Annotated in this window: 25 protein-coding genes; 13 read left to right on the forward strand and 12 right to left on the reverse strand. The window is 49.5% G+C overall.

Going from position 1 to position 21734, the window contains the following annotated elements; all coding sequences use genetic code 11:
- Both CWI82_RS04840 and CWI82_RS04845 read left to right on the forward strand, forming a co-directional pair.
- Positions 1-681, forward strand: coding sequence for an ABC transporter ATP-binding protein (locus CWI82_RS04840; RefSeq protein WP_092855402.1), 681 nt, complete (start codon positions 1-3; stop codon positions 679-681).
- Positions 671-3196 carry an ABC transporter permease gene (locus tag CWI82_RS04845; protein ID WP_092855400.1) on the forward strand — a complete coding sequence of 842 codons (2526 nt, stop codon included), beginning with the start codon at positions 671-673 and terminating at the stop codon, positions 3194-3196. The genes CWI82_RS04840 and CWI82_RS04845 overlap by 11 nt, the downstream gene beginning before the upstream one ends.
- On the opposite strand, the gene CWI82_RS04850 is transcribed toward CWI82_RS04845, so the two are convergent.
- Genes CWI82_RS04850 through CWI82_RS04860 form a run of 3 tightly spaced genes read right to left on the reverse strand, consistent with a single transcriptional unit; the run spans position 3193 to position 4912 of the window.
- Entirely contained in the window at positions 3193-4053 is an 861-nt protein-coding gene (locus CWI82_RS04850) for an alpha/beta hydrolase family protein (protein WP_130202830.1), read from the reverse strand. The two genes, CWI82_RS04845 and CWI82_RS04850, sit on opposite strands and share 4 nt — an antisense overlap.
- A 5-nt stretch (positions 4054-4058) precedes the next feature.
- Positions 4059-4358, reverse strand: a complete 300-nt coding sequence (locus CWI82_RS04855; RefSeq protein ID WP_092855396.1) for a YciI family protein — start codon at positions 4356-4358, stop codon at positions 4059-4061.
- Positions 4358-4912 carry an inner membrane-spanning protein YciB gene (locus CWI82_RS04860; protein ID WP_130202831.1) on the reverse strand — a complete coding sequence of 185 codons (555 nt, stop codon included), beginning with the start codon at positions 4910-4912 and terminating at the stop codon, positions 4358-4360. Before CWI82_RS04860 ends, CWI82_RS04855 begins: the two co-directional genes overlap by 1 nt.
- A gap of 128 nt (positions 4913-5040) precedes the next feature.
- On the opposite strand from CWI82_RS04860, the gene CWI82_RS04865 reads away from it, so the two are divergent.
- Positions 5041-5946 carry a TIGR01777 family oxidoreductase gene (locus tag CWI82_RS04865; RefSeq protein ID WP_130202832.1) on the forward strand — a complete coding sequence of 302 codons (906 nt, stop codon included), beginning with the start codon at positions 5041-5043 and terminating at the stop codon, positions 5944-5946.
- Here the strand turns inward: CWI82_RS04865 and trpA are convergent.
- The 7 genes from trpA to smpB form a co-directional block, all read right to left on the reverse strand.
- Positions 5918-6727 carry a tryptophan synthase subunit alpha gene (gene trpA, locus CWI82_RS04870; protein ID WP_130202833.1) on the reverse strand — a complete coding sequence of 270 codons (810 nt, stop codon included), beginning with the start codon at positions 6725-6727 and terminating at the stop codon, positions 5918-5920. The genes CWI82_RS04865 and trpA overlap by 29 nt on opposite strands.
- Positions 6724-7929 (reverse strand): tryptophan synthase subunit beta, encoded by a 1206-nt coding sequence (trpB, locus tag CWI82_RS04875; protein WP_092855388.1) that lies wholly within the window; start codon positions 7927-7929, stop codon positions 6724-6726. Before trpB ends, trpA begins: the two co-directional genes overlap by 4 nt.
- Entirely contained in the window at positions 7926-9338 is a 1413-nt protein-coding gene (gene trpCF / locus CWI82_RS04880) for a bifunctional indole-3-glycerol-phosphate synthase TrpC/phosphoribosylanthranilate isomerase TrpF (protein ID WP_165383875.1), read from the reverse strand. Before trpCF ends, trpB begins: the two co-directional genes overlap by 4 nt.
- Complete coding sequence (gene trpD, locus CWI82_RS04885; protein WP_092855384.1) at positions 9331-10335, reverse strand: anthranilate phosphoribosyltransferase; 1005 nt, start codon at positions 10333-10335, stop codon at positions 9331-9333. Before trpD ends, trpCF begins: the two co-directional genes overlap by 8 nt.
- Before the next feature lie 2 nt (positions 10336-10337).
- Positions 10338-10964 (reverse strand): aminodeoxychorismate/anthranilate synthase component II, encoded by a 627-nt coding sequence (locus CWI82_RS04890; protein WP_130203209.1) that lies wholly within the window; start codon positions 10962-10964, stop codon positions 10338-10340.
- Positions 10965-10968: 4 nt separating this feature from the next.
- Positions 10969-12585, reverse strand: a complete 1617-nt coding sequence (locus tag CWI82_RS04895) for an anthranilate synthase component 1 (RefSeq protein WP_267899168.1) — start codon at positions 12583-12585, stop codon at positions 10969-10971.
- A gap of 368 nt (positions 12586-12953) precedes the next feature.
- Complete coding sequence (smpB, locus tag CWI82_RS04900; RefSeq protein WP_092855380.1) at positions 12954-13433, reverse strand: SsrA-binding protein SmpB; 480 nt, start codon at positions 13431-13433, stop codon at positions 12954-12956.
- A gap of 140 nt (positions 13434-13573) precedes the next feature.
- Between smpB and CWI82_RS04905 the strand changes: the two genes are divergently transcribed.
- Genes CWI82_RS04905 through sixA form a run of 3 tightly spaced genes read left to right on the forward strand, consistent with a single transcriptional unit; the run spans position 13574 to position 14881 of the window.
- The gene (locus CWI82_RS04905; RefSeq protein WP_092855378.1) at positions 13574-14011 is read left to right on the forward strand and encodes a type II toxin-antitoxin system RatA family toxin; all 438 of its coding nucleotides are present in this window, start codon (positions 13574-13576) and stop codon (positions 14009-14011) included.
- Positions 14012-14014: 3 nt separating this feature from the next.
- Positions 14015-14386 carry an RnfH family protein gene (locus CWI82_RS04910; RefSeq protein WP_092855376.1) on the forward strand — a complete coding sequence of 124 codons (372 nt, stop codon included), beginning with the start codon at positions 14015-14017 and terminating at the stop codon, positions 14384-14386.
- 3 nt (positions 14387-14389) lie between these two features.
- The gene (gene sixA / locus CWI82_RS04915; RefSeq protein ID WP_130202835.1) at positions 14390-14881 is read left to right on the forward strand and encodes a phosphohistidine phosphatase SixA; all 492 of its coding nucleotides are present in this window, start codon (positions 14390-14392) and stop codon (positions 14879-14881) included.
- A gap of 85 nt (positions 14882-14966) precedes the next feature.
- Here sixA and smrB read toward each other — a convergent pair whose 3' ends face one another.
- Positions 14967-15473 carry an endonuclease SmrB gene (gene smrB, locus CWI82_RS04920; protein WP_092855372.1) on the reverse strand — a complete coding sequence of 169 codons (507 nt, stop codon included), beginning with the start codon at positions 15471-15473 and terminating at the stop codon, positions 14967-14969.
- 140 nt (positions 15474-15613) lie between these two features.
- Here smrB and prmB point away from each other — a divergent pair, with 140 nt between their 5' ends.
- From prmB to CWI82_RS04945, 5 genes are read left to right on the forward strand one after another with little or no spacing between them, the layout of a single operon-like run.
- Complete coding sequence (prmB, locus tag CWI82_RS04925; protein ID WP_092855370.1) at positions 15614-16486, forward strand: 50S ribosomal protein L3 N(5)-glutamine methyltransferase; 873 nt, start codon at positions 15614-15616, stop codon at positions 16484-16486.
- A 32-nt stretch (positions 16487-16518) separates the two neighbouring features.
- A complete protein-coding gene (aroC, locus tag CWI82_RS04930; protein WP_130202836.1) occupies positions 16519-17619 on the forward strand; it encodes a chorismate synthase in 1101 nt (366 codons plus the stop codon).
- 32 nt (positions 17620-17651) lie between these two features.
- A complete protein-coding gene (locus tag CWI82_RS04935; protein ID WP_130202837.1) occupies positions 17652-18188 on the forward strand; it encodes an elongation factor P hydroxylase in 537 nt (178 codons plus the stop codon).
- Entirely contained in the window at positions 18185-18319 is a 135-nt protein-coding gene (locus CWI82_RS04940; RefSeq protein ID WP_233340194.1) for an entericidin A/B family lipoprotein, read from the forward strand. The genes CWI82_RS04935 and CWI82_RS04940 overlap by 4 nt, the downstream gene beginning before the upstream one ends.
- Positions 18312-19454 (forward strand): ATP-NAD kinase family protein, encoded by a 1143-nt coding sequence (locus CWI82_RS04945; RefSeq protein ID WP_165383876.1) that lies wholly within the window; start codon positions 18312-18314, stop codon positions 19452-19454. Before CWI82_RS04940 ends, CWI82_RS04945 begins: the two co-directional genes overlap by 8 nt.
- Here CWI82_RS04945 and CWI82_RS04950 read toward each other — a convergent pair.
- A complete protein-coding gene (locus CWI82_RS04950) occupies positions 19451-19771 on the reverse strand; it encodes a 2Fe-2S iron-sulfur cluster-binding protein (protein WP_092855361.1) in 321 nt (106 codons plus the stop codon). The genes CWI82_RS04945 and CWI82_RS04950 overlap by 4 nt on opposite strands.
- A gap of 135 nt (positions 19772-19906) precedes the next feature.
- Between CWI82_RS04950 and CWI82_RS04955 the strand changes: the two genes are divergently transcribed.
- Both CWI82_RS04955 and gpt read left to right on the forward strand, forming a co-directional pair.
- The gene (locus CWI82_RS04955; RefSeq protein WP_092855359.1) at positions 19907-21208 is read left to right on the forward strand and encodes an NCS2 family permease; all 1302 of its coding nucleotides are present in this window, start codon (positions 19907-19909) and stop codon (positions 21206-21208) included.
- A gap of 5 nt (positions 21209-21213) precedes the next feature.
- Positions 21214-21699, forward strand: coding sequence for a xanthine phosphoribosyltransferase (gpt, locus tag CWI82_RS04960; RefSeq protein ID WP_092855357.1), 486 nt, complete (start codon positions 21214-21216; stop codon positions 21697-21699).
- Positions 21700-21734: the final 35 nt, after the last annotated feature.

Here is a 21734-nt window from a genome sequence, read left to right on the forward strand (position 1 = left end):
ATGCTTATTCAAACCACTCAATTAGAAAAAAAAGTTACAACACAAGACGGCATTCTACACATTTTACAGCCAATTGACCTGTCTATTGAAGCTGGGCAAACCGTGGCGATAGTCGGTGCCTCAGGCTCTGGTAAATCGACCTTGCTGTCTTTACTTGCTGGATTAGACCTCGCAAGTAGCGGTGATGTTTCCATAGATAACGTAAATTTAGGGGATTTGGATGAGGAGCAACGTGCGAAAGTACGTGCAGAGAAGATTGGCTTTATTTTTCAATCGTTTTTGTTGATTCCAAGTTTAACCGCACTGGAGAATGTGATGTTGCCAGCAGAGTTAGCGGGTCACAAAAATGCCGAGCAGCAGGCGCGTGAACTATTAACCAAGGTTGGTTTAGGCGAGCGCTTAAAGCATTATCCAAATCAATTATCTGGTGGTGAGCAACAGCGCGTTGCAATTGCGCGGGCCTTTATTGGTACGCCAAAAATTTTGTTTGCAGACGAACCGACCGGCAACCTTGATGCTACGACTGGACATAAAGTTGAAGATTTACTGTTTGAAATGAACCAAGAGTCGGGCACAACGCTGGTGATGGTGACGCATGATGCGGAATTGGCGAAGCGTTGTCAGCGCATCTTGAAAATGGACGCAGGTCGATTAACCGAGGTAAGCAACAATGTGGCATAAGATTTCATGGCGATTGTTGCGCCACGAGCTTAAGCGCGGTGAATTGACGATTATGGCGGCGGCTATTGTGCTGTCGGTTACGGCGGTGCTGTCGTTATCGCTGTTCACTGAACGTTTGCAATCGGGATTATTGGCGCGTAGTGCTGAGTTTTTAGCTGCTGACCGAGTCTTGAGTTCGCGGCGTCCGATTGCTGAAGATTGGCTACAACAAGCGCAACAGCGAGAACTTAAAACGGCGAACCGTGTGGTTTTCAATAGTATGGCGTTTGCCAAAGATAATTTAGCCTTGGTTGATATCAAGGCGGTTAGCGATGGCTATCCATTACGGGGCAGTTTGCGCACGGCATCGGAGCCGTTCGGCGAAGAAACCACGGTGATCAATCAGTTACCGGGTGAGGGCGAGGCATGGGTAGCAGCGGCACTGTTTCAAGAGCTAAGTCTGCAAGTTGGCGATACGCTTGAAATTGGTCAAAGTAAATTTGAAGTGACGCGGGTGCTGACATATGAGCCCGACGTTGGTTTTTCGGTGTTTACCGATAGCCCTAATGTGTTGATCCATTATGATCAGCTCGAGCAAACGGGCTTAATTCAGCCGGGCTCACGAGTACGCTATAACGTGTTGTTTGCTGGTACGGCCGAGCAACTGGATAGTTACTACGAGTGGCTAGCACCACAACTTAACGACGATACACATAACTGGCGTAGCATAGAGGATGGCGATAGTCCGCTGGCTCGGAGTTTACAGCGCGCAGAGCGGTTTATGTTATTAGCGAGCTTACTTGGCGTGGTATTGGCAGCAACTGCCGTAGCCGTTGCTGCGCAGCGATATTGTCAACGTAACTATGACGTCGTCGCAATCTTCAAAACGCTCGGTGCAGAGCGTCGTCAAATTCAACGTATTTTTATTTTGCATTTGTTATTGCTGACCTTGATTAGTATTGGCGTTGGCTTGCTTTTGGGATGGATTATCCAAGCACAGGTGATTGAATTTGTTGCCGCGCAATTAGGGGCAGAGCTGCCAGCTGCTGGTCTTAAGCCTTATGTGTTAGCCTCAGCAACGGGCTTTGTGAGTGCGGTGATGTTCACTTTGTATCCTCTACTTCGGCTCATTGCGATTCCGCCGTTGCGGGTACTGAACCGTGAGCTCACTGGCACCGATAAGCTACGTTGGTTGCATTGGGTGGCTTCGGCCGGAACCATTTACGCGTTGTTATTGATTTACAGCCAGCAATGGCTGCTGTCTTCGGCGCTGTTTGCTGGTGGTGCAGTAGCGGCTGTGTTGTTGTTAGCGGTCGGGCGTTTCTTTATTCGTGCCAGCCGCCAGGCCGGTATGCAAGCGGGCAGTGCATGGCGCTTGGCGATGGCCGGTTTGCAGCGCCGTGCGCAAGCCAATAGTGTACAGATGCTGAGTTTCTCAACAGCGATCATGTTGTTGTTATTAGTGTTGGCTCTTCGCAACGAATTGTTGGCGGATTGGGAACGTCAACTTCCTGATGATGCCCCGAACTACTTTATTGTGAATGTAGCGCCGGACGATGTTGATCAGTTAGAGCAACGCTTTGCGGCGCGCGATATTGAATCGAATGATATGTATCCGGTGGTGCCTGGTCGTATGACTGCGGTGAATGGTGTGCCAGTGCGCGATGAAGTGACCAAGGAAGCTGGTGGTGACGAGGCTGATACGCAAACCAACAATGCCGAGCAACGCGAAGGCTTTGGTCGTGAGCTGTCGTTAACGTGGCGCGATGACCTGCCGCCGAACAATACGATTATTGCTGGTGAGTGGTGGGGTGACAATCCTCAGCCGCAGGTATCCATTGAAGAAGAAGTTGCTGAGCGCATGCGCCTATCAATAGGTGATGAGCTTGAGTTCAATATCGGTGGGAATACTTTCACTGTGCCAGTTACCAGTATTCGCAAGGTGAACTGGGGATCATTGCAGCCGAATTTCTTCATGATCTTTAATACCAGCACATTGGAAGATTTTCCGGCGACGTTTATTTCGAGCTTTAATTTGCCGAAAGAACGCCAAAGCGAGCTTTATGATCTGTTTAAGCCGTTCCCTGAGGTGTCGTTGATTGATCTCGATGCCATTATGGAGCAGTTACGTGAGGTCATTGACCAAGTCAGTATCGCTATCGCGTTTGTATTGGTGCTGGTGTTGGTGGCTGGGGTGCTAGTATTGCTGGCTCAGGTGCAAGCGTCGATGGAAGAGCGGCAACAAGAGCTGGTTATCTTGCGCACGCTAGGTGCACCGGCAAAATTATTGAGTCGTAGCGTCACCTACGAGTTTCTGATACTCGGTGCGATTAGCGGATTAATTGCCACCTTGGCAATGGAGCTGTCGTTGTGGATTTTGCAAACGCAAGTATTTGAAATGGCTGCGACGATTCATTGGCGATTCTGGCTGGTTGGTCCGTTAGCTGGTGCGATTGTGGTCGGTACATTGGGCCGCTTAGCTTGTGCACGCTTGGTGCGTCGCAACACGGCTCAATTGATTCGCAAGCTGGCTTAATTCGCTTTGAGCGCTGTCTCGATGTGGGTTCCGAAAAGCTGTTGCCATTGTGGTTGATAGTCTTTTCGGAACACCGCAAAGTGACCAATGCGGGATAAATTCAAATCAGCCGGTGCAATGACGTGACGCTGTTGGGGAGCACTCGCGTAGAAGTCATGCATCGCCTGAATATTCTGCGCGGTTAACATTTCGTCGTCGGTAAAGCTCAACGACGTGATCGGCGTACGAATCGCCGCATAATCATCATATAACGCTTCCGCACCGACTAAATAATCTGGATGTAAACACCAACGACGCCATTGTTGCATGGCTGCCGCTGGCACATCGCCAACTATGCCTAATTTACGCCCCGGGAAATAGCCGCGTAATGGGATAAGCCAAGGTGTAATGGCGCGCCAGAGTACCCATGACTTGTATTTGAGCTGTGGTGTCGTGTCTTTCCAAAATCCGGTGCCCGTGGCTACCGTAAGCATTTGGTCAACCCGTTCATAATTTGGAATCATGCCAAACAATTGGCCACTGATACTATGCGCGAACCACAAGAGCGGGAGTCCAGGGCGTTGTGTCACTGCGTAATCAATGACTGCAGCGGCGTCGTATGTCGCCCAATCAGTGACTGTGGTTTGCAATTGCGTTAATGGCTTATCAATGGACGCGCCGATGCCATAATAATCGAAACTAATCACATCATAGTGTTGTTCGCTCAGCCACTGGCAAAAGTGTTGATAAAATGCCTGTGGCACCGCCATAGCAGGCGCCATAATGATGACACCGCGTGGTTGCGGTGTCTGCCAATGATAAGCGATGACTGTACGTGCGGGCGCCGACTGAATACTGACGCGTTGAGAGTTTTCCATAGCTGCTAAGGGAGTGCTTTGATATATGGCTTCACGGTCACTTTAGCGTAGACCCCTGCGGCAATATAAGGGTCGGCATCGGCCCAGCGCTGGGCTTCTTCGAGGGAGTCAAATTCAGCAACGACCATTGAACCGGTAAAACCAGCTTCGCCCGGATCATTCGATGCAATCGCAGGACAAGGGCCAGCAACCAGCAGCCGACCATCGGCTTTGAGTTGCTGCAGTCGCTCAAGATGAGCCGGACGAGTGGCGCGGCGCGCCGCTAATGAGTTTGGTACATCTTCAGCCCAAATAACGAACCACATTATTCAATTTCCTCTGCATCTTTCTCACGATCAGTGTGATGTTTAAACATATATGCCCCCGAGAATACGCTGAAAATCAGCGTGGCGCCGAGGGTACCAAATACTTTGAAGTTAACCCATGCATCTAAGCTCATCGCTTCGGCGATATACACATTAATCACCGCTAACGCGAGTGAAAATATCACCCATGCATAAGTGAGGCGACGCCAAGCAAACGGGGGCAGATTGATTTCGCTATCGAGCATGCTTTGCAGCGGGCTACGCTTTTTCCACCACATGCCAATCAACAGAAATAGGGCGATAGCAACATAAATCACGGTCACTTTGATCTTCACGAACCATTCATCACGTAAAAACAAGGTGATACTGCCAAATATAAGCACTGCCCACATGACAATCCAATGGCGCATGGCGACCGGTTCGCGCATAAATTTCATGACGACAATTTGCATGACGGTTCCGACCATCAATACGCCGGTCGCAATAAAAATATCGCCCAACAGATAAAACAGAAAAAATAAAATGATTGGTAAATATTCGAGTACTAACAACATGATGATGCCCGCTTTATTCTTATTCCCGCAGTGTGCCAGAAAAGTTTGTTAGGTACTAGATTCAATGACTACACTTACTACACGTTCAGCAACTTCTTAGTATAGTTTTTCCGACGCGAGAGGCCAGCATGAAAATTTTAATTACAGGTGGTACCGGTCTAATTGGCTCGGCATTAATTCCGCACTTATTGACGGAATATCAGGTTACCGTGATTAGTCGAAACCCACAGCGCGCAATTCAACGTTTAGGTGGTCAAGTCCATGTGATTCGAAGCTTGGATGAGGTAACTGATATAAGTGATTATTTTGCGGTGATTAATTTGCAAGGCGAGGGGATTGCGGATAAACGTTGGAGTTCACGGCAAAAGCTTCGCATTGAGCAAAGCCGCTGGAATATTACGCGCAAAATTACCGAAGCAATTCAAGAAGCGGTGCAACCGCCACAAGTATTTATCAGTGGCTCGGCCATTGGCTACTACGGTGCACAAGGCGACACGCCGGTAACTGAAAACACAAAAGTAGAAAAAGATGATTTTGCGCATCATTTGTGTGCGGAGTGGGAGCGTTTAGCTCTCGCTGCTGATTCAGATAAAACACGGGTGTGCGTATTACGTACGGGTGTGGTGCTCGCCCCTGAAGGCGGTGCGCTGCAAAAGATGTTACCGCCTTATCTGCTTGGGCTTGGCGGACCACTTGGCGATGGCACGCAAGGCTTCAGTTGGGTGCACTTAGACGACATGGTGGGAATTATTCAGTTTTTACTTGCGAACGAGCAAGCACGCGGTATTTTTAACGCGACAGCGCCGCACCCCGTGCAACAACAGGAGTTCAGTAAAACTCTGGCTCGCGTGTTACGAAAGTCTCACTTTATGCGGGTTCCGGCGTGGGCATTAAAACTGATGTTAGGTGAAATGTCGCAGATGTTATTAACCGGCCAATTGGTTCTGCCTGAGCGTTTGCAACAGGCCGGTTATCACTTTAAATATCCTAATGTGGAGGCCGCACTCAAGCAGTGCTTGTTGCCGCCTTCATAGGTTTTATAAACGCTGTAAGTTCATCAACTAAGGCGTTTTCATCGTGTTGATATTGCTCAATGATTTTCACGATAGCAGAACCACAAATTGCACCAGCAGCGCCCGCTGCCAACGCCGCTTTAACGTGCTCTGGCGAAGCGATACCAAAGCCTAGCAGTGGCGGTGCGCTATGCTGAGCGCGAAGCTCGTTAATCACCGCACTCGCTGGTGCTTGCATTTGCGTTTCGGCGCCAGTGACGCCTGCTCGGCTAAGCAAATAGACATACCCCTCGCTATGAGCTGCGACGTTGGCTAAGGTTTGCGCTGACGCATCTGGTGGTGCAATAAAAATAGGAGCAATGCCGTGCTGCTTTGCCACCTGCGCAAAGTTGAGGCCCTCGCGTACTGGCACATCGGCGATTAATACGGAATCAACACCCGCATCAGCGCAACGCTGATAAAACGACGCAGTCCCTTTGCTGACCACTAAATTGGCATAGACCAGAAGACCGATTGGCAAGTCGGGATACTTCGCACGCACCTGTTTGATGATCTCAAACGCATCCGCAATACGTGTTCCGGCGGCGAGCGCGCGGATATTCGCTTTTTGAATGGTGGGACCGTCGGCAACTGGATCAGAAAACGGAAGCCCTAATTCAAGTGCATCGGCGCCACCTGCAATTAATGCTTCAATAACTTTTAAGCTGAGCTCAGGTGTTGGATCACCCAATGTGACAAATGGCACGAAAGCGCCGCTTTGTTGCTGTTCTAAGCGCTTAAATAGGCGTTGATAACGGCTCATGCTGACTCTCCTTGTTGAAAAATGCGACGCACGTGGTCGATATCTTTGTCGCCGCGTCCCGAAAGGTTAATCAGTAACACCTTCGGTGCATCGGGTTCGGCAGCGCGACGCAGCGCATAGGCGAGTGCGTGGGCGGATTCCAGAGCTGGAATGATGCCTTCGTGTTGCGCCAGAATTTGAAACGCATCCAGCGCTTCTTGGTCGGTCACCGACTCATAACGAGCACGGCCAATTTCGCGCAAGTAGGCATGCTGCGGACCAACTCCTGGGTAATCAAGACCAGCTGAAACCGAGTAACTTTCTTCGATTTGGCCTTCGTCAGTTTGCATCAAAAATGAACGGCAGCCGTGCAAAATGCCTGGCTTACCTGCAGTGAGCGTGGCGCCGTGATGGGCAGTTTCAACGCCTTTTCCGGCTGGCTCCACACCGACTAACGCAACTTCAGGCTCATCGATAAACTCAGCAAACATACCAATTGCATTGGAGCCGCCACCAACACAGGCAATCACTTCGTCGGGTAAGCGGCCGATGCGCTCGAGCATTTGGGCTTTCGCTTCGGCACCGATCATCCGGTGAAATTCACGCACTATCGTTGGGAACGGATGCGGGCCGGCTGCTGTACCTAACAAATAGTGCGTGGTGCTATAGCTGGCGGTCCAGTCACGCATGGCCTCGTTAACTGCATCTTTCAGTGTGCCGCTGCCTGAATCAACGGGCACCACTTTCGCGCCCATTAATTCCATTCGGAATACATTGGGTTGCTGGCGGGCAACGTCTTTCGCACCCATGTAGATGATGCACTCGAGATCTAATAACGCACACGCCAAGGCGGTAGCCGTGCCATGCTGACCCGCACCGGTTTCGGCAATAATCCGTTTTTTGCCCATCCGTTTAGCCAGTAGCGCTTGGCCAAGTACCTGATTGGTTTTATGAGCGCCACCGTGGAGCAAGTCTTCGCGTTTCAAGTAAATCTGCGTGCCATTCGGCGAATCTAATGGCAAGTTACGACACAGTGATAATGGCGTCGGACGGCCTAGATAATTTTTCAATAGATCCGCGAATTCCGCCTGAAAGGCCGGATCATTTTGTGCTTCAATGAAGGCCTGTTCGAGTTGATCGAGTGCAGGTAATAAAATCTCAGGGACAAATTGCCCGCCAAAATCACCAAAATAAGCGGATAATTTTTCGCTTGGTTGCGTCATGATACTGCCTCCTGATCCGGCTGGATCTGGTTATCTGATTTTCCGTAAGTTCGAATATGATCAAAAAATTGCACGATTTTTCCGGCGTCTTTGCAGCCTTTGGCATATTCGACGCCAGAGTTAACATCGAGTTGCTGAATACCGGTGGCTTGCGCCTCGTTTAAATTGTCTAAGCTCAGGCCGCCGGCCAAAATACATTGTTCGAGCTGCGTGGCACTGAGATCGTTGAGCAATGACCAGTCAAACGGTTGACCGCTGCCGCCGAAGCGGTTATCGAGCAGAAATGCATCCACTTCAATTTGCGGCAAAATAAGTGGTTCGTCGACCCCAATTGCTTTCCAAATTCGTACACCAGGCAAGGCTTTACGTAGCTCGCTGATGTAATCAATGTCCTCTTGCCCATGGAGTTGCACAACCGCGAGCTTCAAGGTACTCGCGATGTCTACAACCTGTTGCAAGGGTTGATCGGCAAACACACCGACGAAATTTAATAGCGGTTCAGCGGCGACGATTGTCTGTGCTTGCTGTGTACTGACATAGCGTGGCGAGTGCTGAACAAAGATGAGTCCGCCAAATGCAGCACCCGCCGCACGAACAACCGTGGCATCGGCAGGTTCGGTTAAACCACAGACTTTATGCGAGCCATAGATGAGCTCGCGACAGGCTTGGTCGACATTTTTTTGCTGCGACAAGGCGCTACCGATGAGGAAGCCATCGACATAACTGGCTGCCTCTTTGACTTCTTGGTGCTTGCTATAACCTGATTCTGCAACAACGAGCACACCTTCAGGTATACGTTGGCTCATGGTAATACTGCGTTGCGCATCGATGCTTAAATCATGCAAGTTGCGGTTATTAATGCCAATGATGTTGGCGTTTAATTGTAGCGCGCGCTCAAGTTCGGCATCGGTTGCGACTTCGGTGAGTACATCAAGTTTTAGCTGTTCCGCAAGCTCGGCGAGTTGCTGGTAGGCGCTATCGCTTAATACCGACAGCATTAGCAAAATAGCATCGGCACCAAAATGACGGGCAAGTAATACTTGCTCCGGCATCACAATGAAGTCTTTACACAGCACCGGTTGTGGCACTGCCGCAGCAACGGCAGCTAAGTACCGGTAGTCGCCCTGAAAGTAATCCGGCTCAGTTAATACTGAAATGGCATCGGCATAACGGCTATAGGTTTGCGCCAAACTCACCGGATTAAAGTCAGGTCGAATTAGGCCCTTGGACGGCGAAGCCTTTTTACATTCAAGGATAAAGCTTGCCCGCGGCTGCGCTAGCGCTTGATATAAACTCCGTTGACTCGGCGCTAAGTTGTGTTCAATTGCGTCGATATCTAACTGGGTTAAGAATTCTTGTACGGAGTTGCGCCGTGTTGTCACAATTCCATCAAGTATTGAATTAGCCACGATTAAACTCCTGAAGCTTTGCTAAGTGCGACAACGCAGCGCCTGACGCCAAGTGCTCTTGTACCGCCGCTGTGGCTTGTTTGAGATTGGTGTACTGATCGGTGACATACAGCATCGCCGCCACAGTGACCGCAACGGCGTTGCTTTGTGCAGGCGTTGCTGTGCCAGCGAGTACGTTTTTTAGTAACTGGGCATTGAAATCAGCATCACCACCCATGAGTTCGGCAACTTGCGCTGATTGAACTCCAAAATCGGTGGCATCAAGGGTATATTCGATGAGCTCGTTGTTGCGCAGCTCGACCACATGAGTTGGGCCATGCAGCGCAATTTCATCCAGCCCTGAGCCATGCACGACCATTGCGCGTTGGCAACCTAACAATTGCAAGGTTTCCGCCATCGGTCGGCACCAGCTCGGATCGTATACGCCAAGCACTTGGGCATCCGGTCGGGCTGGGTTCACCAGTGGCCCTAATAAATTAAATAACGTGCGAGTTTTTAAGGTTTGACGGCTCGGCATCGCATAACGAATACCCGGGTGATAGTGCGGTGCAAACAAGAAGCAAAAGTTGAGAGCATCAAGTTGCTGCTCAGCTATTTCTGGATCTTGAGTAACCGACAAACCCAAGCTTTCGAGCACGTCGGCAGAACCCGAACGTGATGACACACTGCGATTACCGTGTTTCGCGACGGCGAGCCCCATGCTGGCTGCTACCAACGCTGCAGTGGTTGAAATATTCATGGTGTTACTGCCATCACCACCGGTACCGCAGCTATCGATAACCGCGCGCGCAGGGCGTTTGAATGGTTTGGCTGCGCGTCGCAATGCTTGCGCTGCGCCAGCCATTTCAGCCGGCTGCTCACCGCGCAGTTTCATTGCCGTTAACGCCGCGGTAATTTGGATATCATTCAGTTCACCTTTGACTAGGTGATCAAATAGCTTTTCTGCTTGGGGCAAGGTTAATGGCTCGCCGTTGAGTAATGTATGAAGTGCCTGCATGTTTAACTCCCGTACGGCTCAAATCGGTATTGTTGAAATAAATAGGCAACGGTTTGTGCTAATAATTGCGTGCCGCGGCTAGTCAATATCGATTCCGGATGGAATTGAAAGCCAAGCGCCTGAAACTCTGGAAACTCTGCAGCCATCGGAATAGCGCCGGTCGCTGCAAGTACTTTGATCGAGTCAGGTAATTTATAGCCACATAACGAGTGGTAACGCGCAACCGTTAACGGATTATCCAATTGTTCAAATATGGCGTGCGGGCGGGTTTCGATTAGTGCTTTTTTACCGTGCACAATATCGGGACATCTATCCACTTCACCGCCTGCAGCATGAATGAGCGCTTGAAAGCCCAGACAGATACCAAGCACGGGGAATTGCCCTTTGGCTGCTTTAATCAATGCAAGCAGATTCCCCGAGTGAGCAGGGTGACCCGGCCCAGGCGATAAGCACAGCAATTGGCGACCTGAATAGTTACGCATGTTAGCAATCAGTTGCTGTGCATCCATGTCATTGCGATACACCACCAACGGATAACCAAGTTGGCGTAATTCATCCACGAGGTTGTAGCTAAACGAATCGAAGTTATCGAGCATGACAATCCGATCAGGAGCCGTTGAGTTAGTCATTGGATTAACGTTCACGGGTTGCCTCCTGAATCAGTTGATTGGCCTTGCGCACAGCTTCAATGACCGCACGTGCTTTGTTTTCGGTTTCCGCGACTTCAGCCGCCGGGTCGGAGTCATGGACAATGCCAGCGCCTGCTTGAATGGTTGCTAAACCGTCTTTCACAAAAGCTGAGCGAATCACAATGCAGGTATCCATATCTCCCGCGCCATTCACATAGCCAACGGCGCCGCCGTAGCTGCCGCGGCGTTGTTTTTCGACTTGCCGGATGAGCGTGGCGGCACTGATTTTCGGCGCACCAACCAAAGTACCCATGTTCATACATGCGCGATAGGCGTGCAGTGCGTCTAAGTCATCGGCCAACTGAGCTACCACACGTGACACGAGATGCATGACGTGTGAATACCGGTCGACCTGTAATAAATCAGCGACATAACGTGTGCCCGGCTGCGCTATGCGGGCCAGATCGTTTCGAGCAAGATCCACCAGCATCATGTGTTCCGATAGTTCTTTTTGGTCAAGCCGAAGCTCGAGCTCTAAGCGGCTGTCGAGGTCGGCATGTATCGTACCGTCGGCATTTTTACCCCGTGGGCGGGTGCCGGCAATCGGATATAACTCAACTTGATTTGTCGCCGCGGTATACTTGAGCGCTGATTCTGGCGATGCGCCAAACAATTCAAAACTATTAGTGCGCAAATAGAACATATACGGCGATGGATTGGCTTGTTTGAGTTGGGCGTAAGCCAGCAAACTATCACTACACGGCAATTGGAAACGGCGTGAGGGCACCACTTGGAATATATCGCCGGCACTTATGTTCTCTTTTAACTTTAATACTTGTTGCGCAAACTCTTTGGCTGATGGGGTTGCTTGTACCTCATTACTTACAAACGTAGCGTTAGCTCCTTGCTGTATCGATGGAAATTGGCAGAGCGCGGCGATTTGTCCCACTTGTGCGGCAATGTCGGCATAGTAACTAGCGCTATCAGGGCCGCTGATCAAACTAGCGAGTAGTTCGGTGGTTTGCTGTTGATGGTCGATCACCAATAATGTTTCCGCAAGGTAGAACTGATAATCGGGACAGCTGTTGTCCGCACTCGCCACCTCAGGGAGTTGTTCGAAGGTTGCCACGTAATCGTAGGCAAACACGCCGCCAATAAAAATGGCCATCGCATGTGGCGCGCCCAACTGGGCTTTGGTTTGTAGTTGTTGCTGGACAATCCGTAACGGCTCGATATTGCTGGCAGCGCGTAAACGTGAATCCTCGTCCGCTGCAACCGTGGATGACTGAAACTCGCATACTAACTGCTTATCGGTCGCCGTCACTTGGCATACGTCCGCACCAAGTTGCTGCAAACGCTCGGCTAACCACGGCAGTAGCGCTGCGCCGTTATTGGTTAGTGCCTCAATCGTGACGGTTTGCCCCTGACAGGTAAACTGTACTGCAGCATTCACCATCAGCAAGCTTTTGAGGTTTTGTCTGGATTGAATTTCAGCGGAATCAAGTAACAAGCTCGGCTGTTTAGGTGAGCACAGCCGTTTGTAAAGAGCTAGCGTATCCGCTTGATACGGCAGCTTCATTCGCAAACTTGTAAGAAAGCCAGGTTGTTCAATAATGTTCACGCTTCGTACTCTTTTATAGTTGAGTTATTGTCGATAACGATTGGTATTTAAAAGTTGTATAACTTTTTGTCTACCGCTTGATGCCGATAAGCGTGCATAAAAAAACCCGCTTATCGAAGCGGGTTTGTAGCAAACGTGATTCACACGCACAGATACATCGCCCGCTAGCTCGGGAAATGCCACCACCAGTTTTTACGTAGTTGTGATTGCTGTGATGTCGTTAACACGATTGCTTCCTTTATTTCTTTCGTGACTAAAACTATCGATTTATTCGTTAAATCGTTAGCTTGTCTAATTGATGGGTTGAATGTATCGCGATTAAAAAATGATGTCAACGCTGAATTGCTGGTCAATTTTGATCAGCACCATTAACGCACGTTGTGCTTCATGATGCGTGCTTTTTGACGTTGCCAATCGCGCTCTTTAATGGTGTCGCGTTTGTCGTGCGATTTTTTACCTTTAGCCAGATAAATTTCTAGCTTCACCAAGTGTTTTTTCCAATACATGGCGGTGGCGACTATCGCATAGCCTTCACGTTCGCTGGCTCCGATGAGTTTATCGAGTTCGCGCTTCTTTAATAGGAGTTTACGCGTGCGTTCCGGATCGCATACCACATGGCTTGAAGCGGAGATAAGCGGTTGTATTTGGGCGCCCAGTAAATACGCTTCGCCATTTTTAATAATGACGTAGGTGTCGCTGATATTTACCTTTCCGGCACGAATACTTTTTACTTCCCAGCCTTGCAGGGCGAGACCAGCCTCAAACTTGTCCTCGAGGAAATATTCATGACGCGCTTTTTTATTTAGCGCGATGGTGTTGGAATTTTGACTTTTTTTAGTTTTGCTCATGCCTAGTATTATACCGATGGTAGGAAAAATAAAAATGTCTTTTATTGCAAAATCACGGGTTTATTTGGCGTATTTGAAAGGGTGATTCAGCGTATGAAATGCGCTATCATGCGCTTCATTTTCAGCAAACGAGGATGCCAATGCCGACTATCGAACGAAGTGCTTTAGTGCCATACAGCAATGCGCAGATGTACGCATTGGTGAATGATATCGATCGTTATCCAGAATTTGTACCTGGCTGCCGCAGCGCAGCGGTTTTGGAAAACGACGAGCAGAATAAAGTTGCACGTCTCGATATTAGTAAAGCAGGTATCAGCAAGTCGTTTACTACGCGCAACACGCTAGTGCCATATGAGCGGATTGATATGGAATTAGTCGATGGTCCGTTTCAGTATTTACGCGGTGGTTGGAGCTTCCACAAGTTGGACGAAAACGCCTGTAAAATCGTGTTAAAGCTCGAATTTGAATTTGCCAACCGGCTGTTGGGCATGGCTTTTGGTAAAATTTTCAATGAGCTTCAAAGTCGAATGGTTGATGCGTTTGTGCAACGTGCACAGCAAGTTTATGGATCTCAGTAACTCATGGCCCCGCAGCAAATTCAAATCGAAGTGGCTTACGCCACGCCAGAGCGTCAGCAAATTATCCCACTACGCGTTCCCGCTGGGACGGTTGTTGCGGATGCGATTGAGCGTTCACAAATCAAACAATACTTTCCGGAAATTGATCTAGCCGAACAAAAGGTTGGTATTTGGAGTAAAGCGGTTAAGCTAGACCATGAACTACGAGACGGTGATCGTATCGAAATATATCGACCATTGATTGCCGATCCGAAAGCCGTCCGCCGCCGTCGTGCTGATCAAGCGAAAGATGAAGGGCGTGCAGATCCGGTGACTGGTGGACGTCGGCGTAAACGTACAGATGAATCAGCTGATGCAGCTGAGGAGAACGAATAAATCGTGGCTGTTACTTTGTTTATTATGCGTCATGGCGACGCAGAACCACCTCAGGCACTGAAAGCCGATGCCATTCGACCATTGAGTGCGCTGGGCGAAAGTGAAGTGTTAGCCAGTGCAAATTGGCTAAACGAGCATCTCCAGGAGCATCATGGCAAGCTTGATTGGCTACTTGCGAGCCCGTTTATTCGCGCACAACAAACCGCCACTATCGTCGAATCGATTGTTCCCTCTGGACAGCGAGATATTGTTGACGATGCGATTCCTGAAAGTGATCCGCAAGATTTTTCAGATTGGTTCTTTGCCATGTTGCAAAGTCGCTATCCCAATGCCGAATCGGTTGTTTTGGTGTCGCATATGCCGTTTGTGAGTTATTTGGTTGCGACGTTGGATAAGAAGACGCCGCCGTTGTTGTTTCCGACTGCGGGAATGGCGGAGCTGAAGTTGGATGTGGCGATGCAGCGCGCAGACTTTATCCGCATGATTGTTCCTTAAAACAAGTACGATATTAGCTATTGGATATTAGATATTAGCCCCGATGTTTCAGGTTTTTCTAATATCTAATATCCAATAGCTAATATCACCTTTGAACTAGGATGAGTAGGGCGGCGTTGCCGCCGTGGGCTGCCGGTGCTTGATGAAAAGCTCGTACTGCCGGATGCTGAACCAACCAATGCGGTAAATTCTCCTTCAATACCCCTTTACCATGCCCACTCATGACCGCGCAGCATTCAATATGTTGTTTGGCGCACGCGTGTAACAATGCTCCGAGTTCGCGCTTTGCTTCGGCTTGGGTCATACCATGTAAATCAAGGAATAATTCTGGCGGGAAGTCGCCGCGCCTCAGTTGCTTGAGTATGTGTGATGATTCACCTTCGACACAATAGCGCACTGGGCCTTCGGGAAAGTGGGCACGAAAAGTGTCAGAGAAAAAGAACTCGGCTTGTTGTTGGCGCTCAGGTGTATTTTCCGCACGGCGACGTGGCGTGAGTTTGGGGCGCGGTGCCGCAACCGTTTCGCTACGAATACGGCGGTCAACCTTAACTTGCTCGCGAAATAGCGCGAAATCATCTGTATCTTCACTCATAACACGTCGCTTTTTTGTGCCTATCTATCTGCATCTTAGGATGCGAACTCAGTGCTATTAGGGTATCTTATGGCTCAGAGTAGAACAACTTCGGAGAACCTACCTTGTCACAGGTATCTGTCAACTTTACGTCCACCAGTATGCATGATGCACTGCGTTGGGCAGTGAGCGCTATGCAGGGCGCGGATGTTTATTTCGGTCACGGCACCGATAATGCCTTAAGTGAAGCGCAATTATTGCTGGGCCACGTGACGCAACTGACGTTTGAGCAGCTAGCTGAATTTCAACAAGCGCGATTACAACCGCATGAATTTGAAGAGTTTGTTGGCCTTGTGACGACGCGTATCGAAGAACGTAAACCCGCGGCTTATTTGATTGGTCAAGCATGGTTTGCAGGGTTGCCATTTATGGTTGATGAACGGGTACTGGTGCCGCGTTCACCGATTGCCGAATTGATTGAAAAGCGCTTCACACCATGGCTTGCCCAAGAACCAAAGCGGATTCTTGATCTGTGCACGGGAAGCGGCTGTATTGCGATTGCTTGTGCCTATGCGTTCGATGACGCCGAAGTTGATGCCCTTGATTTGTCGATTGATGCATTAGCGGTCGCTGAAGAAAATATTGCGATGCATGGTCTTGAAGAGCGCGTTATTCCCATTCAATCGAATCTTTATGATGGCGTGCCGAAACAGCGTTATGACCTAATTGTCACGAATCCGCCGTATGTTGATGCTGAGGACATGGCCGATTTGCCAGAGGAATTCCGCCATGAGCCAGAACTTGGATTGGCGGCTGGCGATGATGGTTTAGATTTGGTTCGAACGATTTTACGCGAAGCGCCGGATCATTTGACCGAGCAGGGTGTTTTGGTCTGCGAAGTGGGCAACTCGTGGGTTGCGCTTGCGGAAGAGTTTCCAGAAGTACCGTTTGATTGGGTTGAATTTGAACACGGCGGCGATGGTGTATTTGTTTTGAGCTATGCCGACCTTGTTGCGCATCGCGATAAATTCTAACCATCTTGATGAATTAACAAAGAGACAGACTAATGGCGGCGAATACTTGGGGTGAATTATTTCGAGTGACAACCTTTGGCGAGAGTCACGGCGTAGCGATAGGTGCTGTCGTTGATGGGTGTCCGCCAGGTTTAGAGCTGACCGAAGCTGATATTCAGCCATTTTTGGATCGTCGCAAGCCAGGTCAAAACCGTTTCACCACGGCGCGTCGTGAGGCGGACCAAGTAAAAATTCTGTCTGGCGTGTTCGAAGGTAAAACAACGGGAACGCCGATTGGGCTGTTGATTGAAAACACTGACCAACGCAGTAAAGACTACGGCGATATTAAAGATAAATTTCGCCCCGGCCATGCCGATTATACCTATGCGCACAAATACGGTATTCGTGATTACCGCGGTGGTGGGCGCTCGTCTGCGCGCGAAACCGCAATGCGCGTTGCTGCCGGCGCTATTGCGCAAAAGTATTTAGCAGAAAAATTCGGTATGACGTTTCATGCTGGGGTGGTGCAAATTGGACCGCACAACACGGATGCTGCGCAGCCCGACTTTGCATGGTCGCACGTTGCTGATGATCCGTTATTTTGTCCGGATCCCGCAATGTCCGCGCAAGCTCAGGACTATTTGAAACAACTCCTTAAAGATGGTGATTCGGTTGGTGCTCGTGTGCGCCTTGAAGTCAGCGGTGTGCCGGTTGGCTTAGGCGAGCCGGTGTTCGATCGACTCGATGCTGATTTAGCCAAAGCACTGATGAGTATTAATGCGGTGAAAGCGGTGAGTATTGGTGATGGATTTGCGGTGGCCGGCCAACGTGGTAGTGAACACCGGGATGCTCTAACTCCAACTGGTTTTGCGAGCAATCATGCCGGCGGCGTACTTGGCGGTATTAGTAGTGGTCAGCCACTCATAGCGGAAGTCGCATTTAAACCGACATCAAGCATTACCATTGCTGGGGAAACCATCGATAGTCAAGGTCAACCAAGTAGCATTGTGACGCGTGGTCGACATGATCCGTGTGTCGGTATTCGCGGTGTGCCGGTGGTCGAAGCGATGGCTGCGCTTGTGATCATGGATCACTGGCTGCGCCAGCGTGCGCAAAATGGTGACGTACAATCAACCGTGCCGAAGATTGATTAGTTGGTTTTTCGCAGTAGGTATATTCTCGACGTATGATAAAACATCATTATCAGCAACTTATTCAGTTGTTCGAACAATGCTTTTTTGATGAATTGAATACACGGTTGGTGGCCGGTACCGACGAACCTTATTATCAGCCAGCACAATGCGCCGGTGAGAGTCATCAAATTGTCTTTGCGCACGGATTTTACGCCTCGGCGTTACATGAAATTGCACATTGGTGTATTGCTGGTGAACAGCGTCGGCAGGTATTCGATTATGGTTATTGGTATGAACCGGATGGCCGTAATACCGAGCAACAAGCTGAATTTGAGCAAGTTGAACGCAAGCCGCAGGCACTCGAATGGTTATTTTCATTATGCGCCGGCGTGCCATTTCAGGTGAGTGTGGATAACCTCGGTGGTATTGAGGTGGACCGCAGTGCGTTTACAAAAGCTGTTCAAGAGCAATTATCTCGCTATATAATTAACGGACTGCCGCCACGAGCGGAAAAATTTGCCCGCGCTCTGGCTGATTACTACCAGCAGCCATGGCCTGCAACAACAATAACTACATGGAACATAACATGAAGAATCGCTATTTTATTATGCTGTTAGTCGCGTTAGGTTTAAGCAGTTGTGCCACCATTGAAGGCATTGGCAAAGACCTAGAAAGTGCCGGTGAAGCTATTCAAGAAGGTACTCGCGATAAAGGTGAATAAGTCTCCGTTGTTTCGTATTGGTTTAATCGTTAATGCGTTTGCAGGTCTTGGCGGTTCCGTCGCTCTGAAAGGTAGTGACGGCGCTGAGACCGCGCAGCGCGCACTTGCGTTAGGCGCAACACCGAAAGCGCCGCAACGCGTCAAACAAGCCCTGCAGGTTATTCAGCCGCATACAGAGCAATTGCAGTTTGTCACTGGGGCGAACGGTCTCGGTGCTGATATTGTGCACGACCTCGGTTTTTCCTGTGATGTCATTTATACCCCTGAGCAAAGCCTAACCAGTGCCACCGACACCCGTGAATTGGCGCGTTTATTAGGCCAGCGTGACGATATTGATTTATTACTGTTTGCCGGCGGTGATGGCACGGCTCGTGATGTCTGTGCTGTGTATCCGGAGTTGAGACCCGTACTGGGAATTCCGGCTGGGGTTAAAATTCATTCGGGTGTTTATGCGATTTCGCCAACCGCTGCAGGCAAAGTACTTGAGCAATTAATTCAAGGGCAGCTGACCAGTGTAACGAATGCGGATGTCATGGACATTGATGAAGAGGCGTTTCGCCAAGGCACAGTAAAAGCGCGCCGCTACGGCGAAATGTTAGTACCAGCCGAGCTACGTTACGTGCAAGCGGTAAAAATGGGCGGCAAAGAAAGCGATGAATTAGTGCTTGCTGATATTGCCGCCGATGTTATTGAGAGCATGGAAGATGACACGCTTTATGTGATGGGATCCGGCTCAACCGTCGCGTTTATAATGGAAGATTTAAACTTACCGAATACTTTGTTGGGCGTCGATGTTGTGCGTGCAGGTGAGGTTATTGCCAGTGACGTTACGGCACATCAGCTTGAACAGCTGATCAGTGAGCACCAAGGCCCGGTGCGCTTGATTATCACGGTCATCGGTGGGCAAGGGCATATCTTCGGGCGCGGAAATCAACAACTTAGCCCAGCAGTGATTCGCATGATTGGTAAGGACAATATTCAAATTGTGGCAACCAAAGCGAAGTTGCAAGCGCTTGGTCAGCGACCGTTGTTGGTTGATACTGGTGAACCTGATTTGGATGCCGAGTTGTCAGGCTTGATGCGCGTGACAACTGGCTACCATGATGAAGTCTTTGTGCGGGTAGAAAGCGCTTAAAATTGCGATTTCGGTAAGCGTACGACAATACCGTCGAGTTCTTCGGTCATGTCAATTTGACAGCTCAAACGGCTGTTATCTTGCGGGTCGATTACCATATCCAGCATATCTTCTTCCATTTCGCTGGCTGGCGGTATTTTGTTAACCCAAGCCGGATCGACATAACAGTGACATGTTGCACACGACATGACGCCACCGCATTCACCGAGAATACCGTCGATCATGTGATCAACAGCACCTTCCATCAGGTTTTGACCCACTTCGACTTCTGCTTCAAATTCGCCACCTTGGGCATCAATGTATATGACACGAGGCATAACAAAAAACTCCTTAAATAATGGTCGCCGGGTGCATTGTGGACGTTAAGGTTAGCACAAATCAGTGCGGCAAAAGTGATGAAATTATTGTAGAATACCGCAATTTTTTAATCAGCAGAGCGAGAGTGGGGGCTTATGCAGGCTTTATTGGAGCGATTGTTTCAAATCAAAGCGCAAGGAAGTACGGTAAAACGTGAAGTGATTGCGGGTATCACGACGTTTTTAACCATGGCGTATATTATTTTCGTGAACCCTTCCATGCTCAGCCAAGCTGGGATGGACTATGGTGCCGTGTTTGTCGCAACTTGTTTGGCCGCAGCCATTGGTTGTTTGGTGATGGGGTTATGGGCAAATTATCCGGTCGCGTTAGCACCGGGCATGGGTCTCAACGCATTCTTTACCTATAGCGTTGTGTTAGGTATGGGCTACACCTGGCAAACCGCACTGGGCGCTGTGTTCTTCTCTGGTATTTTATTTTTCTTGCTCTCGGCGTTGCGGATTCGTTCATGGATCATCAACTCGATTCCCGTCACACTAAGGTTGGCGATTGCCGCCGGTATTGGTGCATTTCTGGCGCTCATTGGTTTAAAAAACGCGAACATTATTGTTGCCGATAACGCGACGTTAGTATCGCTTGGTGACATGTCGCAACTGTCGGTATTGCTTGCCGGTGCTGGCTTCTTTTTGATTATTGGTATGGTTGCGCGCGGCATTCAAGGTGCGGCACTTATTAGTATACTTTTAGTGACCGTGGCCGGCTTTTTACTGGGTGATGTGCAGTACAATGGCATTGTTGCAGCACCGCCAAGCTTAGCGCCGACATTCATGCAAATGGACATTGCGGCTGCCTTTGACGTTGCCATGTTAAGCGTTATTTTTGCATTTTTGTTCGTTGATTTATTCGATACCTCAGGCACCTTAATGGCTGTTGCTCAGCGCGCTGGCTTAGCCAAACCAGATGGCTCATTACCACGGCTTGAGCGCGCATTAATGGCCGATAGCACGGCAACCATTGCCGGTGCCGCTTTGGGTACTTCAACGACAACCAGTTATGTTGAATCAGCCTCAGGGGTAGCGTCGGGCGGTAAAACCGGACTGACTGCTGTTGTGGTTGGCTTGTTGTTTGTTTTAGCAATATTTTTTGCACCGTTAGCAGGTATGGTGCCTGCTTATGCCACGGCTGGCGCAATTATCTATGTGTCGGTATTGATGTTGTTCACACTGCGTTCCGTCGATTGGGACGACATTACCGAAGCGGCTCCGGTAGCCGTTGTATTGTTGATGACGCCGCTGACGTTTTCGATTGCTGATGGCATCGCCCTGGGCTTTATAAGCTACGTGGTGGTGAAAGCGCTCGGCGGTAAAATGCGTGAATTAAATTGGAGTGTTGCAATCTTAGCAGCGCTGTTTGTCGCTAAATTTATTTGGTTGGGGTAATCACTATGGGATGGCATTCAAATCGCGAGTTTTTCGTATCGTGGGAAGAGTTACATCGGGCCACAAAGGAACTGGCGCGTCGTCAGTTACCAGCAGAGCAATGGCGCGGTATTATTGCGGTGAGTCGCGGTGGACTTGTACCTGCGGCAATTGTTGCGCGTGAGTTGAACGTACGTGTGGTCGATTCAGTGTGTGTGAGTTCGTATGACCATGATAGCCAACGCGACAGCGTGACCATGTTGAAAGACGTAAACGCCACCGACGATGGCGAAGGCTTCTTGGTGATTGATGATTTGGTTGATACCGGCAATACACTGAAGTTTTTACGTGAGCGCTTTCCTAAAGCAAAATTCATCACGGTTTACGCAAAGCCAGCAGGTATGCAACTGGTTGATGATTACGTTGCTGACTTAGAGCAAGAAACATGGATTCACTTCCCGTGGGATATGCACTTGCATTATGTTGAGCCGTTGGCTGGTTCCGAAAGCTAATTGTGCGGTCACAAAGAGACAAAAAAGCCCGAATT

Origin of the sequence: Pseudidiomarina tainanensis (assembly GCF_004214835.1) — a bacterium.
GTDB lineage: Bacteria > Pseudomonadota > Gammaproteobacteria > Enterobacterales > Alteromonadaceae > Pseudidiomarina > Pseudidiomarina tainanensis.

What these genes read in the sequence shown, in the direction of transcription:
- CWI82_RS04840 (WP_092855402.1), top strand. Translation starts at nt 1, where the DNA reads ATGCTTATTCAAACCACTCAATTAGAAAAAAAAGTTACAACACAAGAC.
- CWI82_RS04845 (WP_092855400.1), top strand. Translation starts at nt 671, where the DNA reads ATGTGGCATAAGATTTCATGGCGATTGTTGCGCCACGAGCTTAAGCGC.
- CWI82_RS04850 (WP_130202830.1), bottom strand. Translation starts at nt 4,053, where the DNA reads ATGGAAAACTCTCAACGCGTCAGTATTCAGTCGGCGCCCGCACGTACA.
- CWI82_RS04855 (WP_092855396.1), bottom strand. Translation starts at nt 4,358, where the DNA reads ATGTGGTTCGTTATTTGGGCTGAAGATGTACCAAACTCATTAGCGGCG.
- CWI82_RS04860 (WP_130202831.1), bottom strand. Translation starts at nt 4,912, where the DNA reads ATGTTGTTAGTACTCGAATATTTACCAATCATTTTATTTTTTCTGTTT.
- CWI82_RS04865 (WP_130202832.1), top strand. Translation starts at nt 5,041, where the DNA reads ATGAAAATTTTAATTACAGGTGGTACCGGTCTAATTGGCTCGGCATTA.
- trpA (WP_130202833.1), bottom strand. Translation starts at nt 6,727, where the DNA reads ATGAGCCGTTATCAACGCCTATTTAAGCGCTTAGAACAGCAACAAAGC.
- trpB (WP_092855388.1), bottom strand. Translation starts at nt 7,929, where the DNA reads ATGACGCAACCAAGCGAAAAATTATCCGCTTATTTTGGTGATTTTGGC.
- trpD (WP_092855384.1), bottom strand. Translation starts at nt 10,335, where the DNA reads ATGCAGGCACTTCATACATTACTCAACGGCGAGCCATTAACCTTGCCC.
- CWI82_RS04890 (WP_130203209.1), bottom strand. Translation starts at nt 10,964, where the DNA reads ATGACTAACTCAACGGCTCCTGATCGGATTGTCATGCTCGATAACTTC.
- smpB (WP_092855380.1), bottom strand. Translation starts at nt 13,433, where the DNA reads ATGAGCAAAACTAAAAAAAGTCAAAATTCCAACACCATCGCGCTAAAT.
- CWI82_RS04905 (WP_092855378.1), top strand. Translation starts at nt 13,574, where the DNA reads ATGCCGACTATCGAACGAAGTGCTTTAGTGCCATACAGCAATGCGCAG.
- CWI82_RS04910 (WP_092855376.1), top strand. Translation starts at nt 14,015, where the DNA reads ATGGCCCCGCAGCAAATTCAAATCGAAGTGGCTTACGCCACGCCAGAG.
- smrB (WP_092855372.1), bottom strand. Translation starts at nt 15,473, where the DNA reads ATGAGTGAAGATACAGATGATTTCGCGCTATTTCGCGAGCAAGTTAAG.
- prmB (WP_092855370.1), top strand. Translation starts at nt 15,614, where the DNA reads ATGCATGATGCACTGCGTTGGGCAGTGAGCGCTATGCAGGGCGCGGAT.
- aroC (WP_130202836.1), top strand. Translation starts at nt 16,519, where the DNA reads ATGGCGGCGAATACTTGGGGTGAATTATTTCGAGTGACAACCTTTGGC.
- CWI82_RS04935 (WP_130202837.1), top strand. Translation starts at nt 17,652, where the DNA reads ATGATAAAACATCATTATCAGCAACTTATTCAGTTGTTCGAACAATGC.
- CWI82_RS04940 (WP_233340194.1), top strand. Translation starts at nt 18,185, where the DNA reads ATGAAGAATCGCTATTTTATTATGCTGTTAGTCGCGTTAGGTTTAAGC.
- CWI82_RS04950 (WP_092855361.1), bottom strand. Translation starts at nt 19,771, where the DNA reads ATGCCTCGTGTCATATACATTGATGCCCAAGGTGGCGAATTTGAAGCA.
- CWI82_RS04955 (WP_092855359.1), top strand. Translation starts at nt 19,907, where the DNA reads ATGCAGGCTTTATTGGAGCGATTGTTTCAAATCAAAGCGCAAGGAAGT.
- gpt (WP_092855357.1), top strand. Translation starts at nt 21,214, where the DNA reads ATGGGATGGCATTCAAATCGCGAGTTTTTCGTATCGTGGGAAGAGTTA.